The 20,456-nt window shown below is 59.8% G+C and carries 5 protein-coding genes and 1 pseudogene; all 6 read right to left on the bottom strand.

Annotation, left to right across the window (positions count from 1 at the left end):
* Positions 1–27: 27 nt before the first annotated feature.
* Positions 28–1,605 carry a yersiniabactin biosynthesis salycil-AMP ligase YbtE gene (gene ybtE, locus DR88_RS11100; RefSeq protein ID WP_004150594.1) on the bottom strand — a complete coding sequence of 526 codons (1,578 nt, stop codon included), beginning with the start codon at positions 1,603–1,605 and terminating at the stop codon, positions 28–30.
* Positions 1,606–1,608: 3 nt separating this feature from the next.
* Positions 1,609–2,412: a yersiniabactin biosynthesis thioesterase YbtT gene (ybtT, locus tag DR88_RS11105; protein ID WP_000194282.1), complete on the bottom strand. Its 804-nt coding sequence runs from the start codon at positions 2,410–2,412 to the stop codon at positions 1,609–1,611.
* Complete coding sequence (ybtU, locus tag DR88_RS11110; RefSeq protein ID WP_016530238.1) at positions 2,409–3,509, bottom strand: yersiniabactin biosynthesis oxidoreductase YbtU; 1,101 nt, start codon at positions 3,507–3,509, stop codon at positions 2,409–2,411. The genes ybtT and ybtU overlap by 4 nt, the downstream gene beginning before the upstream one ends.
* Positions 3,506–12,997 (bottom strand): annotated as a pseudogene (gene irp1 / locus DR88_RS0126150) (yersiniabactin polyketide synthase HMWP1). Before irp1 ends, ybtU begins: the two are co-directional and overlap by 4 nt.
* An 87-nt stretch (positions 12,998–13,084) precedes the next feature.
* Positions 13,085–19,192 carry a yersiniabactin non-ribosomal peptide synthetase HMWP2 gene (irp2, locus tag DR88_RS11115; RefSeq protein WP_004150590.1) on the bottom strand — a complete coding sequence of 2,036 codons (6,108 nt, stop codon included), beginning with the start codon at positions 19,190–19,192 and terminating at the stop codon, positions 13,085–13,087.
* A 190-nt stretch (positions 19,193–19,382) separates the two neighbouring features.
* Positions 19,383–20,342, bottom strand: a complete 960-nt coding sequence (gene ybtA, locus DR88_RS11120; RefSeq protein WP_000140406.1) for a yersiniabactin transcriptional regulator YbtA — start codon at positions 20,340–20,342, stop codon at positions 19,383–19,385.
* Positions 20,343–20,456 lie beyond the last annotated feature (114 nt).

Genomic DNA, 20,456 nt, shown 5'->3' with positions numbered 1-20,456 from the left:
TTCAACCTGTTTCGGGTCGGTTTGCGCTTATTGGGCAGAATGGCGATAACGGTCGACGACGAGAGCCGTCAGGCGTTTTTTGTCTATCTTGCCGACGGCGGTGAGCGGCCAGTGGTCCAGAAACTCGATTTGGTCAGGAATTTTCCACGCGCTGAGCCCCATACGGGTCAGTTGTTGACGCAACTGCTGATAGTCAGTTGGCACCTGCTGCGCGATGATAAACGCGCAAATCCGCTCGCCAAGCAGCGTGTCCGGCGCGGCGACCACCGCGCAATCTTGCACTTCCGCTAAACGCAGCAGTGCCGATTCCACTTCAGCCGCGGCTATTTTTTCTCCGGCGCGGTTGATCTGCTCTTTTATGCGTCCCTCAACGTGCAGGTTCCCCACCTCATCCAGCCTGACATTGTCGCCTGTGCGGTAAAACCCTTGCGCGGTAAAGGCCTGCGCGTTGTGGGCAGGGGCGCGGTAATAGCCCGAAATGGTATAAGGGCCGCGCGTTAACAATTGCCCGGTTTCGCCCGGCGCGACGTCGTTCTCGTCTTGATCAACGATGCGGATTTCATCCAGAGGGGACAACGGGCGCCCCTGGCTGTGGAGAATGGTGGCATGCGGATCGTCCAGCCGGGTAAAACAGAGCAGGCCTTCCGCCATACCGAAAACCTGTTGCAGGGTACAGTCAAAGGTGGCGATAACCTGCTCAGCAAGCGTCGGGTCGAGCCGGGCGCCGCCTGCCTGAATGACGCGCAGCGACGAAAGGTCGCTGTCTTCCCACTCCCTGGCCTGCACCCATAATTGCGCCAGCGCCGGAACCAGGGCGACGTGAGTCACTCTTTCCTGCGCGATTAAAGGCATCACCTCATCACAGCTGGCGCTGTCGGTCAGCACCACTTTTCCGCCGCAGGCAAGCGTTCCCAGAATACCGGGGCAGGCCAGCGGAAAGTTATGCGCCACCGGGAGGACGGCGAGATACACGCTCTGTTGGCTGATGCCGCACAGTTCAGCAGAAGCGCTGAAGTTATAGCTATAGTCGGCATGTCGGCGCGGGATGAGTTTGGGCGTGCCGGTTGTGCCGCCTGAGAGCAACAACAACGCGGTGGCGGAAACATCAGGCTGCGGCCATGCCTGTCGCTCACCGTGAAGGGAGAAGAACGGCGTAAAATCGTCGCTCACGATCTCTCCAGCGACCAGAACATGACGCAAGCAGGCGTGTTTGTGCGCCATCTGTCGGGCCAGCTCTGCGTGGTTTTCCCCGTGAATAACGTAAGCGACGGGTTGCGCCAGCTCAATCAGCGCGTCGATATCCAGCGCCCGTTGCGAGGGTATCGCCAGCACGGGGATAACGCCCAGTCTTAACAAGGCGAACAGCAGGGTAACAAACGCGTTGTCGTTGGGAAGCTGCACAATTACATGCTCCCCCAAACGCAAACCCAGTGATGACAGACCTGCGGCAAGTTCGTCAACTTGTGCATCAAGCGCGCTGTAGGTTAACGACCCCTTTGCATCAACGACGGCAATTCGCGAGGCATAACGGGCCGCCCAGTGGCGCAACTGTTCGGCAATGGGTAAGGGATACTGTTCAATCAGAGATTTAAAGGAAGAATTCATGCGTCACCTTTCTGAAGTACTGGGCTGTTTTTGCAACGCGGTCATTGCAGAAAATGCGTGGGGAAAATGGCGGACAATCTGCGTAAAAAAGGACCGGGCTTGTTGAATGGGATAGAAATGATCGCCGTCAATCACCACCGGGCCTGTAACGTGGCTCAGCCACTGACGCCAGGCATCGACCTGCTGCCAGGAGGCTTCGCGATCGTGGCTGCCGCACAATAACAGAGCAGGCGTGCGCAGCGGCGGACAGACGTCGGGCGAGTCGTAGTGATAGCTCTCGGTGGCGTAAAAATCAGCGCGCAGAAGAGGAAGAAACAGCGACATTAATTCCTGGTTTTCCCGCAGTTCAGGAGAACATCCGCCAATGTCTATCAGCTCAGCGATAAAGTCGGCATCATCGCGATGGCTGAGCTGGCGTTCAGAATGCAGATGCGGGGCATGGCACCCGGAAATAATCAGTCCTTGTGGCGCAAGCCCCCGTTGCTCCAGAAGTCGGCAGGTTTCAAACGCCACCTGCGCCCCCATGCTGTGCCCGGCGAGTAAAAGCGGCGTGTCAGGCGATACGGATGCTTCCAGCTCGTTCGCCAGCAGTGCCGCCAGTTGTGTAATGCTTCTGAGCGGTTCCAGATGGCGAAGGCGATCGCGCCCCGGCCAGGTCACCAGAGAAAGCGCGCAATCAGCCAGTTGCTCAGCTTGCCAGTGGCGAAACGCGCTACTGCTGCCGCCAGCGAAAGGGCACATGACCAGATGCGCAGTATTGCCGTTCCGGGCGGGCCACAGCGGGATGCACATTGCAGATTGCGTCACAGCGCCTCCTTATCATCATCGTTGTAGAAACCGGCTAACCGGTCGTGGTGCGGCGGTGTCAGGCGTCTGATCTCCGCATTGCCGGTCTTACGTAAAATCTGCTGCCATAAACGTGATAACGCGATCTGATGTACGCTTTGGCAGGCCGCTGGTGGATGTTCGCCCGCCAGATGGCTGCGCAACTGGTGTAGCAACCAGCTGACGCCCTCCGGCCCGACGGTTTCGCAGCAGTCGCGCCAGCTCAGGGGCGCCGCGCTGCGCGTCAGACCCGGCAGATCGCGCAGGATCTCCGGTCTGCGGTAGAGGCTGTGGGCGTTCTCCTGATGGTCTGCGACAAACAGGCTGGATGACCAGATGACGGGGCCGTAGCTCGCCTCCAGCGAAAGATGACCTTCCGGCCAGCCCAGCAGCAGGCGGTGCATGATAAGGCTATGCATATCTGGATCGTCAGGATCGAGATAGCGCTGAAGCAGCAGGCAGGCTTCTCCCTCCGGCCAGAAGAGTCTCAGACAGTGAAAATCGCTAAAGCTGCCAACCACGTCGCACTCCACGGCGGCGGCATCAACGCCCAGAGCCAGCAACAACAAATCCAGAGTGGAGTAGAGCAACTGTCGGCTGGTGGTGGCGTGGACTACCGGCGGCGTCTTAGCCAGGCAGCGACGCAGCTGCTGAGCATCGCGAAGCCATGTGCGTCCCGCGCGCGTATGCGGATAAAACGTGTTTACCCAATAGCAGCAGCCCTGTTCCTGCGCCAGCGTTTGTAAGGAACTGATGTCATCCGGGTGGAGGGGATGCTCCTGAATGACGTGTACGCCGCGCGTCAGAAAGTGTCTGGCAAGCTGCGTACCGGTTCCTCCGGCGACGGTCGAACGCACGACAATACAGGCGATATCCGGCATCTTGGTTATCTGTTCCGGCGAGGTATACAGCGGAATGCCAAACGCATGAGCCAGCTCTCTTGAACGGGCGCTTCCCTGCGTCAGCAGGCCGACCAGTTCCAGCCCCTCCGGGGGCTGCATAAAGGCATTCAGGTACATTTCGCCAAATTTGGCGCCCACAATCAGTACGCGTTGTTTTGGGGAGGCGGACGGCATCATAACGTGTTCTCCGGTTGCGTTGAGGTTGCGCAAAGCCAGCGCGTAATGTGTTGCGCACAAGCCTGAACGTGGGGGGCTTCCATCATGATTTGCCAGTGGCTGGCTTCAATCACAGCGTCGTCGGCGTTGTTTATCCAGCCCTGCCACTCGGTTTCTGCTGGCGTCCAGCGCGCGGGTCTCCCGGCGGCATACACCATGAGACAGGGGACCGGAACGCTTTCGCCCGGCGTATGCTCAGTCAGTAAACGCAGCAGATGCGCGATGTTGTCGAGCCACGTTTCTGCCGCTTGCAGCGTCAGGTTTTGCGACACCATACCGGCCGTTTTAGCGAGGCTGATAAAGTCGGCAAGCTGGCTGTCGGGCGTCTGCTGGTCGAAATGTTCGGGCAGTGCCAGAGGCGTTTGTCCTTCGGCTAACAGGCGCAGCAGGGCCGCCCGGTTTTCGCAACAGAAATCCTGTCGGCACACGGGATCGATTAACACCATCCGAACCTGCTCGCCTTTGGCGTACAGGCGCTGTGCGGCGCCCGCCGCAAGAAACGCGCCATACGACCAACCCGCCAGCACATAAGGGCCGTGAGGCTGCTGACGACGGATGCACCCGACATACTCATCGATCATCTGGTCGAGCGTGGCAAAGCGCTGCGGCGATTTTGCTTGCAGGCCGAAAACGCGCCTGTTCAACGCGCTAGCGAGCGGCAGCCAGGCGCTGATATCGCCGTCTGAAGCGTGGAAGACAAACAGGGTTTCCTCACCGTCGCCCTGGCAAAGGGGTATCGGGTTGTCCTCTCCTGACGTAGCCGCCTGTAGATGGGCGCAGAAGTCGCTCAGCGTCGAATGGCTGAACAGATCCTGAAGGTTAGCCCTGGCAATCCCTCTCCGGTTTAGCTGCGCGACCATTCTTGTCGCCATCAGGCTGTCGCCGCCCAGTTCGAAAAAGTCGTGATGCCTTGCCACGGGGCGAGACAGCAGCGATTGCCAGAGTTCAGCCACCTGTTTTTCCAGCGCCGGATTCCCCCCGGCAACTGGCGTGGGTTTGGCTGGCTCAGTCGGCGTATCAGACGGGGCATGCAGCGGCGTAAATAACGCTTCTCTTTGCCGGATCTGTAAAATGGGCAGACCGGTGCCAAAGCGCTGCTGTAAATAGCGGATCACGGCTTTTTTATCCGGGCGATTTACGCCAGGCGAACGCGCCACCAGCAGATGCTGGCGCAGCGGCGACGATTCCTGCGCGGGCCACGCCAGCTCGTTTGCAAACCCGGCCTGAACGAGAACCTCCTGCCATGCGGAGCGGGTGAGCATCGGTTTCTCATCCCGGCGGCGGAAATCGCGGTATCCGCTTAATCCCTCAATAAAGCCCACGCTCGCCAGCTGGAATACGCTGTTTCGCTCCGTCGCTTCAACGATCAGCAAACGTCCGCCAGCTTTCAGCAACAGTTTTAATCTGCGCAACGTCTGGACGACATGGCTGGCGTCGTGGAGCACATTGACGGCAACGATCAGGTCGTAACCCGCCTCCGGGTGGGCGGTGAAATCCAGCGGCTGGTTGATGTCGAACAAGGCATAAGACACCTGCGATTCATCATGGAAACGGGCTCTGGCGTCATTGAGGAACTGCGCGGAGACGTCCGTGAAGTGGTACGACTGCCGCGTGTTCCGCGTGGCCTTCAGCACCGGCGCGGTAGTGGCTGCGGTTCCGGCGCCAACCTCCAGAATCCGTTCTGCGCTGCACAAGGCGGCAATCTGCGCGGTATAGCGATTCAGACAGGCGCTGGCGGGGTTGTCGCGATACAGCGCGTCGGTAACGCGATGCTGCTCGTTGAACAGCAATTCCAGCGGAGAACACCGCCCGGAGAAGAGGGCGTCGTGCCGGGCGATGCAGGTTTCCAGATACTGCGCCAGCGCCTGGCTCCATTGGCTTTGCGGGCACGCTTCCTGAGGCTCAGGAATCTCGCTGAGCGGAATGCGGCAGCGCCAGCTTTCACCTTCGCGGATTAACCACTCTCTTTCCGTCAGACACTGTAGCCACTGGCGCAGCAGACGCTGGTGAGACGCTTGCGCGGACAGCGCCTGTACTATTGCGCTAAAGCGATGGGCGATCTCCGGCGTGGTAAACAGGCCGTGACGATTTAGCGTAGCCGCGATCCCCTGTAGCGCACGCGCCTCCAGCCAGCGCCAGGTCGCCTCCAGCTCATCAAGCTGCGCCTGCTCAGGCAACGGCAGCGCCAGTTGGGTAAGTTCGTGCTCATCAGGCATCGCCGCTGATGGCGACGGATCGTCGGCCATCACGATATCCAGCGTCAACGCGCCCTGTTCGGTTATTTCCGCTCTGGTCTGCCGGATGCCGGGGTATTCGAGCGTCGCCTGCTCAATATCCCGCAGGTCGTAGTCCGCCTGCGCGTTCAGCGGCCAGCGTCGGCGGGGAATGTGCCCGGCGATGCCGCTGGCGAGAGTCTTCAGGCTTTCAGGGGCGGCGATGACGGCTTGCAGGATGGCGCAATAGTCATTAAACATCGCCTCGGCAGCGCCGGGTTCCAGCACGTTGTCCATGCAGTACCAGCTAAACATCAACTCGCCGTCGCTCTCCATGACCTGATGATCCAGCCAGACCTGCGGCGTTTGCGTGAATACATAGCAGGGTTCGCCGAACAGATGGCTCATCGCCTGATCGATAGTCATGCCTTCCAGCGTCATCCCCAGCATACTGGTAAACACTACCGGCATCAGCGGTTGACGTTGTGATCCGCGCAGGCGGCCCAGCTCACGGATCACCTCAACACCGTTCATTTCACTGTGCGCCATGTTTTGCCAGAGGCGCTGTTGGGTCTGTTGCATCTGCTCTTGCAACGTCACCGGCGCTGAGAAGTTAAAATCAACCAGCGTGACGGAGGTAAAATCACCAATCAACTGGTTGATTTGCGGATGGATCGGCTGGCGATTGAAGAACGTCAGGTTCAGCGTAAATGTTGTGGTACGGCTCCAGCGCTCAAGGGTGGCGGCAAACAGCGTGAGCAGCGCGGCAGACGGTGTGACGCCTTGCTGCTGCCAGCGCTGTTTCACGGCCTGCCATTCTGTCTTGCCGATCGTCGATTTGAAGGTGGTGAAGTGTGGCGTTTCCGGGGGCGTCTCAACCACCGGCAGCTCTGGCGCTAAGGGCAGTTGCGGCAGTTTTTCCTGCCAGTAATCCCAGGCATCGTGCCATGCCGATGTCTGTCGGCGCGCCTGTTCAGCCATCACATAATCACGGAAGGTAATAGCGAGCGGCGCCAGCGTTTCACCGCGCCAGACCTGCGCCAGGTCGTCCATCATGACTTTAAAACTCTGCACATCAAACTGCAAAAGGTCGAGGTTCATATGCAGACGGTAATGGCAATCGTCGATTTCGCTGACCACCAGCTCAAAAAGAGGCCACTGGTCGGCAGGCAAAACGCGATAGCTCAGTTCATGCCGCCGTTTTTCCAGCGCGATGCGCTGTTCTTCCGGGGAAAGCGCGCGCAGATCGTCACGCGGGATGTGATACTCCGGCGTTGTCGCCAGGATTCGCTGCTGCCCGTCGGCATCAACCACCATACGCAACATATCGTGGCGTGCGATGAGCTGGTTCCATGCTTTCTCCAGTATGGCGAGATTGAACTCATCGTGGCGTTTATCCCACTCAAACAGGACGTGACAGGCGACGCCGCCATAGCCAATGAGGTGGGTTCGCCCCAGCCAGTAGGCGTGCTGAATGGGCGTCAAAGGGAAGGGCGCATAACGCTCGTCGGCGTCGTGCCGCAACACTTCCGGCTGCGAAGCGGCAGGCGTCGCCTCTGGCTTAGAACAGATAAGCTGCGTGAGTCCATGAGGAGACAGATCCTGCCACGCCCGTTCCGCATTGATGCGTACGCCCAGGTAGTGCTGAATATCGCTACTGAGTTCAAGGAAGAGCAGCGAGTCCATGCCGAGTTGCAACAGATCCTGGTTTGGATGCAGTGACGCCGGATCGCTCAGCCTTAGCTGAACCGCAATCCGCTTTTTCAGCCATGCCATCACCGCTGTTTCATCGCTCAGGCTGCCGTTAAAGGCGTTGTCATCAGCAGGAGGAATGACCGGCGTTGCGGCTTTTTCTGTGGCGCTGATGTTAAACAGAGCCTGTTGTAACGGGGGCATTTTGTCGGTAAAAACGCGCATCGCCAGTCGCCACGGGGCGCCGCGCATCACCGCCTGTTCCAGGTGCCAGCAGCCTTCGGCATCGCTTAACGCGCCCATACCTCGGCTGGCGAGCGTCGCCAGCATTTCCGGCGTGGCCGCCCGACCGCTTTCTCCCCATGCGCCCCAGGCGACAGAGAGCGTTTTCGGCGCATCAAGGGTGGAAAACTGCTGGGCCAGCCCGTCCAGGTAGCCGCAGGCCAGCGCATGGGCGCTCTGACCCGGCGCGCCGAGGGTGGCGGCAGCGGAAGAGTAGAGAATAAGATAGCGTCCGTCGTGGTTGCGCAGGGTTTGCAACAGCTGGCTTGCCGCCTGCGCTTTTACCGCGAAAACGGCAGCCAGCTGGTGGTCATCAAGCTCCTGCAAGGGCGCGTCAGCCAATACGCCAGCGGCATGAATCGCTCCGGCAATGCCGCCGTTGGCCGCCAGATCGTCAAGAACCGTGGCCAGTTGCCCGGCATCGCCCACATCACAACGGCAGACGCGCGTCTGCCCGCCCTCCACGTCGCGTAGCCATGACTCATCCACGCGCGGCGCCAGCAGGGCGATGCGTCGCGCCCCTTTTTCTCTGAGCCAGTTCACGGCAAGGCGGCCTAATCCGCCAAACGCTCCGGTCACCAGATGCCAGCGGCTATCGCCGGTAAACACGTTTGCCGGTAATTCAGCGGCGCATCCCGTATTGGGCGCCAGTGAAGGGAGCCAAAGGGTGTCACCCCGTGCGGCGAGCCAGCGCTGTGATAGTGAGACTGCGCTCAACCCTTGATGCAGCGTTTCCCACGGGGTGTTTTCGGCGAGATCGATGGCGGCAAGCAACCGTTCCGGCTGTTCGTTGGCCGCGACGCGAAGCAAGGCCCATAGCGCGTGATGGGATGCAGAGAGTGCTTCATTTTCCTCGACTCGCCACGCGCGGCGAGTAACCACAATCAATCCGGCTGCGCTGGCGGTGAGCGCTGCTATCACTTTCTCCGCTAAGGCCAGCGTATCCTCGCTCTCCTCAACAATCATCAGTCGCGAAGAGGCGTGCGGATCGTGAATGATGCCGTATTGCGCCAGCTCGTCGCTGCGCGCAAGCGTACCGGCGCTGAAGCTAAAGGTAAGCGGTTGGTCAATGCTGGCGACGTTGAGGGGCGTCCAGCGCCATTGATAATGCGTCTGCGGCGCAGGAAGAGGCGCGGCGGGCGATAGCGGCAGCCACTCGCCAGCAGGATGACGGGCTTCAACGCGCATCTGACCGCGGGAAAAGGCTTCGTTTTGCCAGCTTAAGCGAACCTTCCCCAGCCACTCCGGGGCGGCGACGGGGGGCGGTTCCACAGGCAGAGCGTCGCCATGACGCTGTGAAAGCAGACGCCAGGCCTCCTGCCAGCGGGCGTTAAACCGTTCGGGCTGACCTGCGCAATCAGACCAGTCGGCGAGATAATCACCGTTATCCGTCAGCGCCTGCCCCAACACGGGTTCTGATGGCGCGGTGAATGTTACGGCGCTAACCGCCTGACCGGGCAGCGTGGCGAGAATGATATGTTCGCTCATCCCGGCGGTCGGGCTGCCATCCTGCGGTAGCCACGCCACTTTGCTGAATCCGGCGTGGCGGCACTGTTGTTGCCACTGAGCGGTGGTGAGGAATAACTCACCTTCGCGGGCGTCGAGATCCTGTAGCGGAAGAACCAGCGGGCCGAAAACGAAGTCAAACAGACGCATTGGCTGGGTGATTTCGCGCATCAGCAGGCGCCCGCCCGGCTTGAGCAGGGGGCGCAGATTATCGAGCGTGCGGCCAATATGGCGGGTGGCGTGAATCACGTTCGCTGCCACGATAAGATCGTAAGACTGTGCCTGGAAACCCTGAGACTGCGCCTCTTTTTCGAGATCCAGCTCGCTATACTTCACAAAATCATAGTCGGCGAATTTCTGCTGGGCGCGACGGGTGAACAGCGCCGAGATATCGGTGAAATGGTACTCCAGTGCCGGAACGCCGTTGAGTTCCGGCAGCAGCCACGCGGTGGTGCCGCCGGTTCCGCCGCCAACTTCAAGAATACGCAACGGCTGGCGGGGCTGACGCGTCTGGACAATGCCGCGTAATACCCCGGCGGCGATTTGGTTGAAATAGCGGCCAAAGCTGAATTCCTGATACAGCACTTCCACGCCGTCGGAGGCGCTTTGCGGGAAGATAATCGCCACCGGTTCTTCCGCGCCGCTCATCATTTCATATAACCGATCGCCGGCACGGGCGATGGTGTCGGGAATAGCCTGAAAACCTTCACAATAACCGGCAAGTTCCGTCAGCAGTGATTCCCGCTGTTGATGTTCAATGGGGCGGGCGCGGACGTATCGCCCGTCGGTGCAGCGGTAATCGCCGTCGACCACGCAGTTATTCAGCAGGCGCTGGAGTAGCTGCTGGTAGCGGGGCAGCAGACGTCCACGGCGCATGATGGTCATGGCGTCCACGCCGTTCTCAATGGCATCGCCGGTACAGCGTTGTACCAGTTGATCGACGTAGATGGCGTGCAGTCGCGTGGCGCACTGTTTAAGCGCTTCCAGGCGAGGGAGATCGAGCGCTGTCGCGGCGCGACTCGCCACCTCCAGCCCGGCAGACAGCGCTGCGTCGGCAGGCTCGCAGGCCGGGGAGACGCGCTCTTTCCAGTAACGCTCAGTATCAAACGGATAACATGGCGCAGCGATACGTTGTCCATCGCCCGCCAGCAGGTCGGCCCACGATAGGGCGACGCCGGCAGCGTAAAGCTGGAGCAGGGCCTGATTGAGGACATCGCTCGCCTCTTTGTTACGCCGGGCGCTGGCTATCCAGTATGCGTTATCGCGGTATTCGCGCTGCCCGCAAGCAACCAACTGGGCATCGGGCCCCATCTCCAGAAAAACGCGGGCGCCGAGCTGATGCGCCACCTGAATACTCTGGATAAAACGCACCGGCTGGCGCATGTGTCGGCGCCAGTAATCCGCCTGGTTGAGCGTTGACTCATCAATGACGTCGGCGGTGAGCGTGGAAATAATCGGTATTTGCCCCGGCTCCGCGTGCAGTCCCGCGCAGGCGTCCTGGAACCGATTGAGTATCGGCTCCAGTAAAGCGGAGTGCGCCGCACCGGTTACGCTCAGGCGACGATAGTTAATGTCATGCTGCGAGAGCGTGGCGCAAAATGCTGCGAGACGGGCTTCCGGCCCGGAAAATACCGTATGTTGCGTACCGTTATTGGCGGCGAGATCCAGCTCAAACTGGCGAGCCAGCGGCATCAGCGTGTCTTCGTCTGCAAATACCGCCACCATCGCGCCGCTTGCGCACTGCTGCATTAGCGCGCCGCGCCGACAAACCAGTGGCATGACCTGTTCAATCGTATAGTGTCCGCAGACAACAGCAGCGGCAAATTCACCGACGGAATGCCCAATGGCGAAGTCTGGCTTCAGTCCTTCAGCACGCCAGTGCGCCGCCATCGCGATTTCAAACGCGACAATCGCCGGCTGCGCCCAGGCCATATTGTCCAGTTGCGCCGAATCGGGGTTAAACATCGCTTCGCGCAGTGACGGCGTGAGCATTTCGCTACAGGCGGAAAAACAGCGATCCAGCGTGTCGGCAAACGCCGTTGAGTGCTGGTACATCGTTTGACCCATAGTGCGCCAGTGCGAGCCCTGGCCGGTAAACAGCCACACCTGCTTGCCGCTGGCGCTGTGGCCGCTGTAAACCAGCGCCCCCGATTTCTCACCGGCCCAGGCGCTGAGCGACTCGGCGGTTTCACGGTTTAATGGCGCCGCCAGGCGGAAGGGGAGATCGAGACGGCGCGCATGCAGGGCTGTGAAGGCCAGAGAGCTGGCATCCGCATTCTCTCTCAGCGCCCCGGCATAATCCGTCGCCAGCCGCCGCAACGCGCTGTCGCTGGCGGCGCTGAGCAGCAGCGCGGTACTTTTTCTGCCGCTATCCGTATTGGGGAGGCGCGCGTTGAGCGCGTCGGGCAGCGAGGCGACGATCATATGGCAGTTGGTGCCGCCAATACCAAAGGAGGAGACGCCCGCATAGCGCATTTCGTCCTGCCATGCCTGTGCCGACACCGGTATGGTAAAGGGGCTCTCTTCAAGTTTCAGCGCCGGGTTGGGGGTGTGAAAATTCAGTAAGGGAGGAATTTGCCCGCGACTGACTGCCAGAACGGTTTTCAGCAGTCCGGCAATGCCCGCCGCGGTATCCAGATGGCCCATGTTACTTTTCACGGAACCGAGCGCACAGCGCTGATCCTGCGGGCGAGGCGCATAGACGTTGCGTAACGCTTCAATTTCAATCGCGTCGCCCAGCGGTGTGCCGGTGCCGTGGGTTTCAATGTAACCTACCTGCCTGTCGTCGATGGCCGCCAGCATTAACGCCTCTTCGATGACTGCCTGTTGCCCTGCGACGGAAGGGGCGGTATAGCCGACCTTTCTGTTGCCGTCGTTGTTGACCGCGCTGGAGAGGATCACCGAGATAATCGGATCGCCTGACAGCAGCGCGTCTCTCAGGCGACGCAGCACCACGCAGCCGAGACCGTTACCGGCCCAGGTGCCCTCAGCCGAGGCGTCAAAGGGACGACAGTGACCATCAGGAGAGAAAATCATTCCGGGCTGGTAGCGGTAGCCTGCCTGCTGGGGGAAAGAGAGCGCCACGCCGCCGGCAACCGCCATATCGGATTCGCCTGCGCGCAGGCTTTCACAGGCCAGATGCACGGCAACCAGCGAGCTGGAGCAGGCGGTCTGTACCGATAACGCCGGGCCGTGCAGGTTGAGTTTGTACGCGGCGCGGGTGGCAATATAGTCTTTATCATTGCCCATCAGAGATTGCAGACCTTTTACCTGCGCGACTTCTGTCACGTTCAATGCTTCGCGACCGGGGTAGGTACTCATCCGGGAAGAGGCGAAAACGCCGGTCTTATGGGGGACGGCGCCGGGGGCATAACCGGCATGTTCCAGCGCATGCCAGACCGCCTGCAAAAATAGGCGCTGCTGCGGGTCCATCGACTCCGCTTCCTGTCGCGAATAGCCAAACAGGGTGGCGTCGAAGCAGTCGGCGTTGTCTAACACCGTACCGATATTGACATAATGAGGATCGTCAATGATGGCGGCATCCAGACCGACGGCCAGAAGCTCTTCGCGCGTAAAGCGTCGGCTGCATTCACGACCTTCCAGCAGATTTTACCAGAACGTTTCGCCATCCGGCGATTCAGGAAAATGGCAGGCGTAGCCGATAACCGCGACAGGTTCGCAGTCCGGGTAGTGTTGAGCGATCGATGCATCAATGGAATCTGCTGTCGGCGCAGAAGAGAAGCGCAAGTTATCCATAATCGGTCCCGTTTCCTAAGATTCACAAAGTCAATGGAACGCCATGCGTTCGCGATGGCGTTCCGGGGAAAATCAGTTTGCTTCGCGCTATATCCGCCGCTGACGACGGCGAACAGGGCGAGGTCGTTTTGTTTTCTCCACCGTGGCGACGCCGGCCAGATAATCGGCCAGGGCAGCAGGAGAAGGGTGGGTGAAGAGGTCTAGCAACGTCAGGGTGGAAAATTCGTGACGTTGTAACAAAACGTGCAGTTGCACCAGATTCAGCGACGTTGCGCCCGCCTCAAAGAAGTTTTCTGCGGGCGTGACAGACTCGCCAACCACCTCGCGGAAGGCGTCGCAAATCAGGCTGACGGTGCTCTCGTCCGCCGCAATGTGTGGCTGAGACTGCTCAGGGCATACGCGCGGTGAGCGCTCTGCGCATTGCCCTGCGTGTTTAACGGGAGGCACCAGCGCGGCGAGCGGCAGTTGCCAGCCGCTTTCATCCTCGGCCATTCGGTTTAGCAATGCGCAATACTGTTCAAACTGGCGCTCCACCTGCCCGGCAGGAAACAGCGCGGCGACAAAATCCCAGTTAAAGCGCAGTTCGCCTTCGGATTCATAAATCTGGTGATCGAGCCAGACCTGCGGCGTCTGGGAGATGCCCCAGACCGGTTTGAGCAGATTACGCCGGGCGAGGAAGTTATCCTGCTCAAAGCCCAGCGCGCTGGTAAAGACGACGGGCATCGGAACGGCAGGCACGTTTTGCTGTTGCGCCAGTTGACGCATCACGCGGATGGCTGACACATCGCGGTGGTTGAGGTTCTGGCTCAGCCGCTGCTGTAGTGACTGCGCGCTGTGCAGCCAGCTTTCGCCGGGATGCCAGCTCAGCAGCATCAGCGAGGTGAAATCGCCCAGAATCTGGTTGATTTGCGGGTGCAGCGGTCGCCTGTCGAAAAGCGTAAGGTTAAGCGTGAACTCAGGCTGTGCACTCCATGCAGAGAGAACCGTTGACCACACCGACAACAGTACGGCCGACGGGGTGAGATGGGCGTCAGCCGCCCGTTTTTTCAGCCGATGCCAGCGCGTGCTGTCCAGCGCGCCGTTCAGGCGGGCGAAGCGCGGTGTTTCAACCTCCTGAGGCAAGCAGCGCAGCGGCAACGCAGGCGCCGGAGGAATATCATCAAGCTGCGCCTGCCACCATGCCAGAGAATCTGGATTGGGCGACTGTAGCGAGGGTTGTTGCAGATAATCCCTGAAGGTGACGGGCAGCGGCGGAAGCAGCTGTTGCGGGTAGCGGTAGCCGTGCTCCAGCTCCGCCAGCAGGATCTGCATGCTCAGACCGTCAAGCAACAGGTTATCCAGACACAGCCACAGGCGGGCAGGCATCTCGTCCACGTATCCGACCTGGAGATCGAATACCGGCCACACTTCGGGGTTGAGTACCTGATGCGCCAGTTTTTCGCGCACCCGCAACGCCTCTTCAGGCGTATGGAGGGTGTGTGCGGGTATCACCCAGGGGGGCGTCTGTTCGAGCACCTGTTGCTGTCCATCACGCACGATGGCGCGCAGCATATCGTGGCGGGCGATTAATCGGTTCCAGACCGTCTCCAGCCGGGTGAGGTCCAGATCGGCAATTTCAAATTCAACAAAGAAATGTGAGCCGACGCCGCCCAGGGCAAAGCCCGGCTGACGCCCCACCAGGTAAGCCTGCTGCACGTCGGTAAGCGCAAAGGGCTGGTAGCGATCTTCAGGGGAGTGGACGAATGGTTGTTCGACCGGGACGTCGGTTTTCCGCAGCGTGGCGGCAAAATCCGCCAGCCGGGGATGATTAAACAGGTCGCTTAATTGCGCTTCATAACCTGCCTGATGAAGTTGCCCGGTCAGACGGGTCGCCAGCAGGCTATCGCCGCCTTGCTGGAAGAAGTCGGTTTCTCTGGTGACATTGCCAGTTGATAAGAGTTGCTGCCAGAGGGCGGCAACCTGTTTTTCAATGTCGCCCTGGGGTAAATCCGCTTCGGCCGGGTTTTCCGCTTCAGGGGTATGACGACGCTTCAGCGCCTGGTAGTCAATTTTCCCGTTAGCCGTCAGCGGTAAGGCGTCGAGGAAGACGATCCGTTGCGGCACCATCCACCCCGGCAGACGTCCAGCGAGGGCGGCCTGAAGTTGACGGGGATCGCGGCGCACCTGCCTGTCAGGACATTGTACGAGGAAGCGTTGTAACCCCGCGACCTCATCGCCATGCTGACAGTTGAAGGCGGCCGCGCTAAATAATGCCGCCCAGTCGGCGCTGTTATGCAGCAAGGCCTCCGGCTGCCCATTGGTTAACAGGAGCGTGCTGAGCAGGGCGGAAGGCGTTAACTGGCGAAACTCCATCACGTAGAGCAGCGCGCCGGGAACGGCAAGCTGTTGTAATGTCGCAAGGAGCCCGGGATCTTCCGGCAGCAGACGATGCAGGGCGTTATTAAGCCAGATAATGTCCGCCGAGTGAGCGTGCGCCGCCAGCGTGTCTGCATTCCAGAGGGACAGACGGGCGCCAGGCCAGGGGGCGAGCCTCTGCCGGGCGCTCAGCAGCATCTCCTGGCTCTGCTCAAGCCCGACATACTCAATCTGTCCGGCGTTGAGCTGTGCTAACAGCGATTCTGCGGCGCGGCCAGTGCGGGTTCCCACCTCAAGCAGGCGTATCGGGCGCTGTAAGCGCTGTGCAAGCTGTTGGCAAATTGTCGCCAGTTCCTGAATATACGGGGCGCTGGCCGGATGGTTAAAGGCCAGGCTTTCCGGCGACCACTGCGCGTCGTTCAGTAACGACAGTTCGTTACGGGCACCGCGAAGAATTTGCGATAACGTTAAATCATGTCCGCTGAAGTGCGGGTGCTCATCCTCGCGTTCTTCACCAGCGCAGACCTGATAACCTTCAGCAGCGGGCTTCAGTCGCCGTTGTGTCACCAGAAATGCTAACCAGCGTTCCACCACGGCCTGCCAGCGCGGCTGGATAGCGAGTGAGTTCATCAGGGGGAGAGGATCGGCGCCAGCGGTGTGACCCGGCTTCAGTTTTAGCAGGCGATGCTGAAGGAAATCGGCTACCTGTTCTGCGGAGATCTCTGGCGAGATGGCGCAACAGGGCAACGTTCCCGCAAGCGTGTGCCACGCCTGCGGCAGTGCCGGGTTCCGATGATCGGTAATGCAAAAAGCCTCGCCTTGAGGAACAACGTATGCCGCCAGCGTTTTTTCTTTTTCGCCGATCGCCAGAACGGTTGCTTGTTTCACCCCCGCCAGCTGGCTGAGCGCGCTTTCGATTTCGCCCAGCTCGATGCGATATCCTCCGACTTTGACCTGCTTGTCGCGACGACCGAGGAACTCGATTGTGCCATCTGGCCAGTAGCAGCCGAGATCGCCGGTGCGATACCAGCGCTCGTCCGGGAGCGTCAAAAATTGCTGCTCGCTACGCAGGGGATCGTTGAAATAGCCTTCCGCGACCCCAATGCCGCCAATCCATAATTCACCCGGCACCCAGTCAGGGCAGTCCCGGCCCTGTTCATCCACCACCCGGTAGCGTTGGTTGGTTAGCGGAAAACCGTAAGGGATGGAGCGCCAGTGGGCGGGGACGTCGTGAATTTCGCAGGCGTTAGACCAGATAGACGCCTCGGTGGCGCCGCCCATCGCGATAAATTGTCCTTGTGGCCGGAAGGCCCGATAACGGGCGGGGAGGTCAAGCCCGATCCAGTCGCCGGAAAGCATCACTGCGCGCAAGTTTTCCGGCGTGGCGTCGGCGAAACCTTCACACCAGGTCAGCAGCATATCGAACAGCGCCGGGACGCTGTTCCAGAGCGTGACCTGATGGCGCTGGATCAGCTCACACCATGCGTGAGGATCGCGCCGTTGATTTTCCATCACCATCACCAGCGCGCCGCCCGCGCGCAGTACGCCAAAAATGTCGTAAACCGATAAATCAAAATGTAGGGCGGAGAGGGCCAGCACCCTGTCATGCGGGCCAACCTGATAGCGGGTATTGATATCGCAACAGGTGTTAAGCGCTCCCCGGTGAGAAATGACTACCCCTTTCGGCGTACCGGTAGAGCCGGAGGTGTAGATAATGTAGGCCGGTTGCGTGGGGGCGCGTACTACCGGGTTGGCGATCGGCTCCGCCTCAATGGCCTGCTGCCAGGCAAGGACGGGAATATCGTCTGACCCGGCGCTGGCGTCGTGCTGACAAATGAGCACCAGCCGGACGCTGGCGTCAGCGTAGATTTTCTCGCGCCGTGCGGCAGGCTGATCCAGCGAAACCGGAACGTAAACCGCCCCGGCCAGCAGGACGGCCAGAACCGCAACAAGTTGTCCTGCGCCTTTCGACATCGTGATAGCCACATTATCGCCGGGCTGAACCCCGCACTCGATTAACCTGCCCGCGCAACGGCGGGCATAGTCTGTCAGCTCATGATAATTCCACTGATAACGCATGTCCGTTACCGCCAGCGCCTGCGGCTGTTGCAGAGCGATACGGAAAATGCCTTCATGCAGCAAGCCTTCGGGAATGGGGGCGCCGGTGGCGTTGACCCGTTCGCGTATCGCGCGCTGGCTGGCGGGCATCATATCTGCGAACGGCTTTTGCCAGGCGCTTTCGTCATCGCAGAGTTGGTTAATCAACTGGCAGTAGGCGTCGAACAATGTTTCGACTAACGCCGGAGGGAACAGCGCGTCGTTGCTGTCCCATTGTAGCCAGACCTCGCCGTGATGCTCGAACGCCAGATGATCTATCCAGACCTGCGGCGTTTGCGAGATGCCCCATTCCGGCTCGCCCAACGGCGATTCTGCGCGGCTGCTGTAGAGGGAACGCCCCAGATTGCTGGTAAATACCACCGGGGCGCCGTGGGGGTAGCGCTGCTGGCGTTTGAGTTCACGGAGTAATTCGACGCCGGACCAGTGGCGATGCTCCCAGTCCTCCGTAAACGTGAGCTGGTTTTTACGCGCCAGGTTGCTGACGGTATCGCCATCGCAGGCGGTATCCAGCAGAAGAATATTGGTGAAGTCGGCAAGCATCGCGCCAACCGCCGGGTGCAGCGGCTGGCGGTCGAATAAGGTGATGTTAAGCAGCAGACGCGTCAGGCCGCCCCAGCGAGCCAGCACGGCAGAAAAACAGGTCGCCAGCGCCATTGTCGGCGTCACGCCATACTCGCCGGCCCGGTTGCTAAAGGCGTGCCAGCGTGTTGCCGGGACAATCATGCGGCGTCGGGTATTACGGACTTCACGTAGCGTGGCGGGTTCGCAGGCCAGCGGCAAGACGGGCGCGGGGGGAAGCGTCGATGCTTTCGCCAGCCAGTAAGCGCGCGCGTCGTCTCTCAGTGGTTGATTGATCTTCTGCTGGTGCAGCAAATACGAGCGGAAATCATAGCGGGTGTCGATAGCCGGCAGCGATTCTCCGGCCAGCAGGGCGTTAAGCTCATCGAAGAAAAGCGTAAAGCTGGAGGCATCCATAATCAGCAGGTCAATATTGACATGGAGGCGGTGGCGATTGTCCGGCAAGAGCGTCAGCTGAAAATCAAACGTTTCGCCGATTTCCACGCGTAAAAGACGGTGGCTCAGGCGCTGGCGCAGTGCGTCCAGATAGGCCTGGCGGCTTTCAGCGTCGTTATGGCGTAAATCATGAACGGTGACGCCGTTCCAGTAAGGTTGCGGTAGCCAGACCTGCTGCCCGTCGGGGCGAAAGGCGATATGCAGCATTGGGTGGCGTTGCAGCAAGGTCGTGATGGCCTGCTCCAGCTGCGACGCCGTCAGACAATGGCCTTCAAACTCCTGATACAGGTGGCAACCCACGCCGCCAAGCTTCTGCCCCGGCATGCGGCCCGTCAGGTAGGCGTGCTGTACTGGCGTCAATGGGAAGGGGGTACTTTCGGTCATGTTCGGCCAGGATGATTCGTCGGGCGGCGTTTCTTCTTCCGCGTTCTCAGGCGACCGGCTGAGCATTAACTGGTTCCATGCCGCCAGCGTGGGGGCGGCATACAGCTCGCGAAGGGTAAGGCGGTAGCCATTTTTACGAAACCAGTGTAACCATCTCATCAATCTTATGGAATCCAGGCCGGCCTGGATCAGGTTGCTCTCTTCATGTAACTGCTGCGGCGTTAAATTCAGTTCCTGTATGAGCCGCTCGCGTAATTGTTGGTAATCAGCCGCGTGGCGGTTGTCCGGTAACAGCGAATCCTGAGATGGTGCGCCAGAAATCATTCTTCCTCCTGATGGCACGTCTTACCGAAATGCATTGCTCATATGAGAATAATAATTATTAACAATTGGATACTACCCGAAACGGGTTTATTTATGCCCGTTTCGGGTTGGTAACAGGCGGAAAGAACAGAGGCCCGGATGGGGTATCCGGGCCTCTGTCAGGGAGGAGTTTAGGGGGGCGCGACCCCGGTTACATCACGCGTTTAAAGGTCGAAGGGGTTACGCCAAACTGTTTCTGGAAGGCGGCAGAGAAATGGCTGGCGTTGGCATAGCCCAGATCGGCCGCCACCGTCATGACGGAGGTATTGCCGTTGGCCAGGCGTCTTCTGGCTTCCTGCATTCGTTCAGCCTGAAACAGGCCATAGACGCTGTTGTTGAACAGAACGCGGAAGCCTCGCTTAATTTTGAGAACGCTCAGACCGGACTCTCTGGCCAGCTCCGCGACGCCCGGCGCTTGCGTCAGATCAGCCAGCAGCAGATCCTTCGCCCGCAGCAGTTTCTGGCGTTCCATCGGGTTGAAGTGGCAGGAGAGGCAACTGGCGTCTTCGCGATGTTCATCCAGCACCAGACTGAGCATGACCAGACTTTGCCCCTGCAACCATAGCGTCGACGGCTTTTGTTCATGACTGAAGCCGCCGTGCATGCGCATCAGCGCGTGACGCAAGGCCTGAGCCGTTAAGTGGGTTTCAGCATTACAACGCTGCTGCTGGCAACAGCAGTGGGAGTCGATCTTATTCTTAATGACCGCGCTAATATCCGGCACCCACAGCGCGAGGGTTTCAGGGCTGAAGGAGAGGGTAATGCTCTCGAATCGGCCACAATAGGAGGCGCTGCCGCGACAGTCTGGCGTATGGGTAATGTAATGGCGATTGCGCGCAAGCTCCCAGTCGGTGTGGCGCCGGAGTCCCTGAATCGCAAAGCGCGATGTGCCTTCCAGGATGCACGAGAAGTTAATCCTGCCCAGATCGTCGTGTAGCTGCAACGTCTCAGGCCGCGCAAAATGGCCCCTCCAGAGCAAAATATCCATACCTTCCTGCAACGAACAGCGCAGCAGTTCACACTGAGCAGGAATATTGCCATCGTTTGCAGGTTTCCCGACCACCAACTGGTGAATAGAGATTTCAGATTGCGTTTGCGGTGACTCCGTCATGACCTGGTTATCTCCCTGTGGCTTAGACCAATGCGGGTATAAATAGAACCGAATGGGGTAGATGAGTTATTGATAATGGTTATTATTCACATTAATTCTCAGGACGCCACCCTG

This window comes from Klebsiella pneumoniae, from assembly GCF_000742135.1.
Lineage (GTDB): Bacteria > Pseudomonadota > Gammaproteobacteria > Enterobacterales > Enterobacteriaceae > Klebsiella > Klebsiella pneumoniae.
The sequence above is the reverse complement of the archived record's forward strand: the minus strand, read 5'-3'. Positions and strand labels throughout refer to the sequence as shown.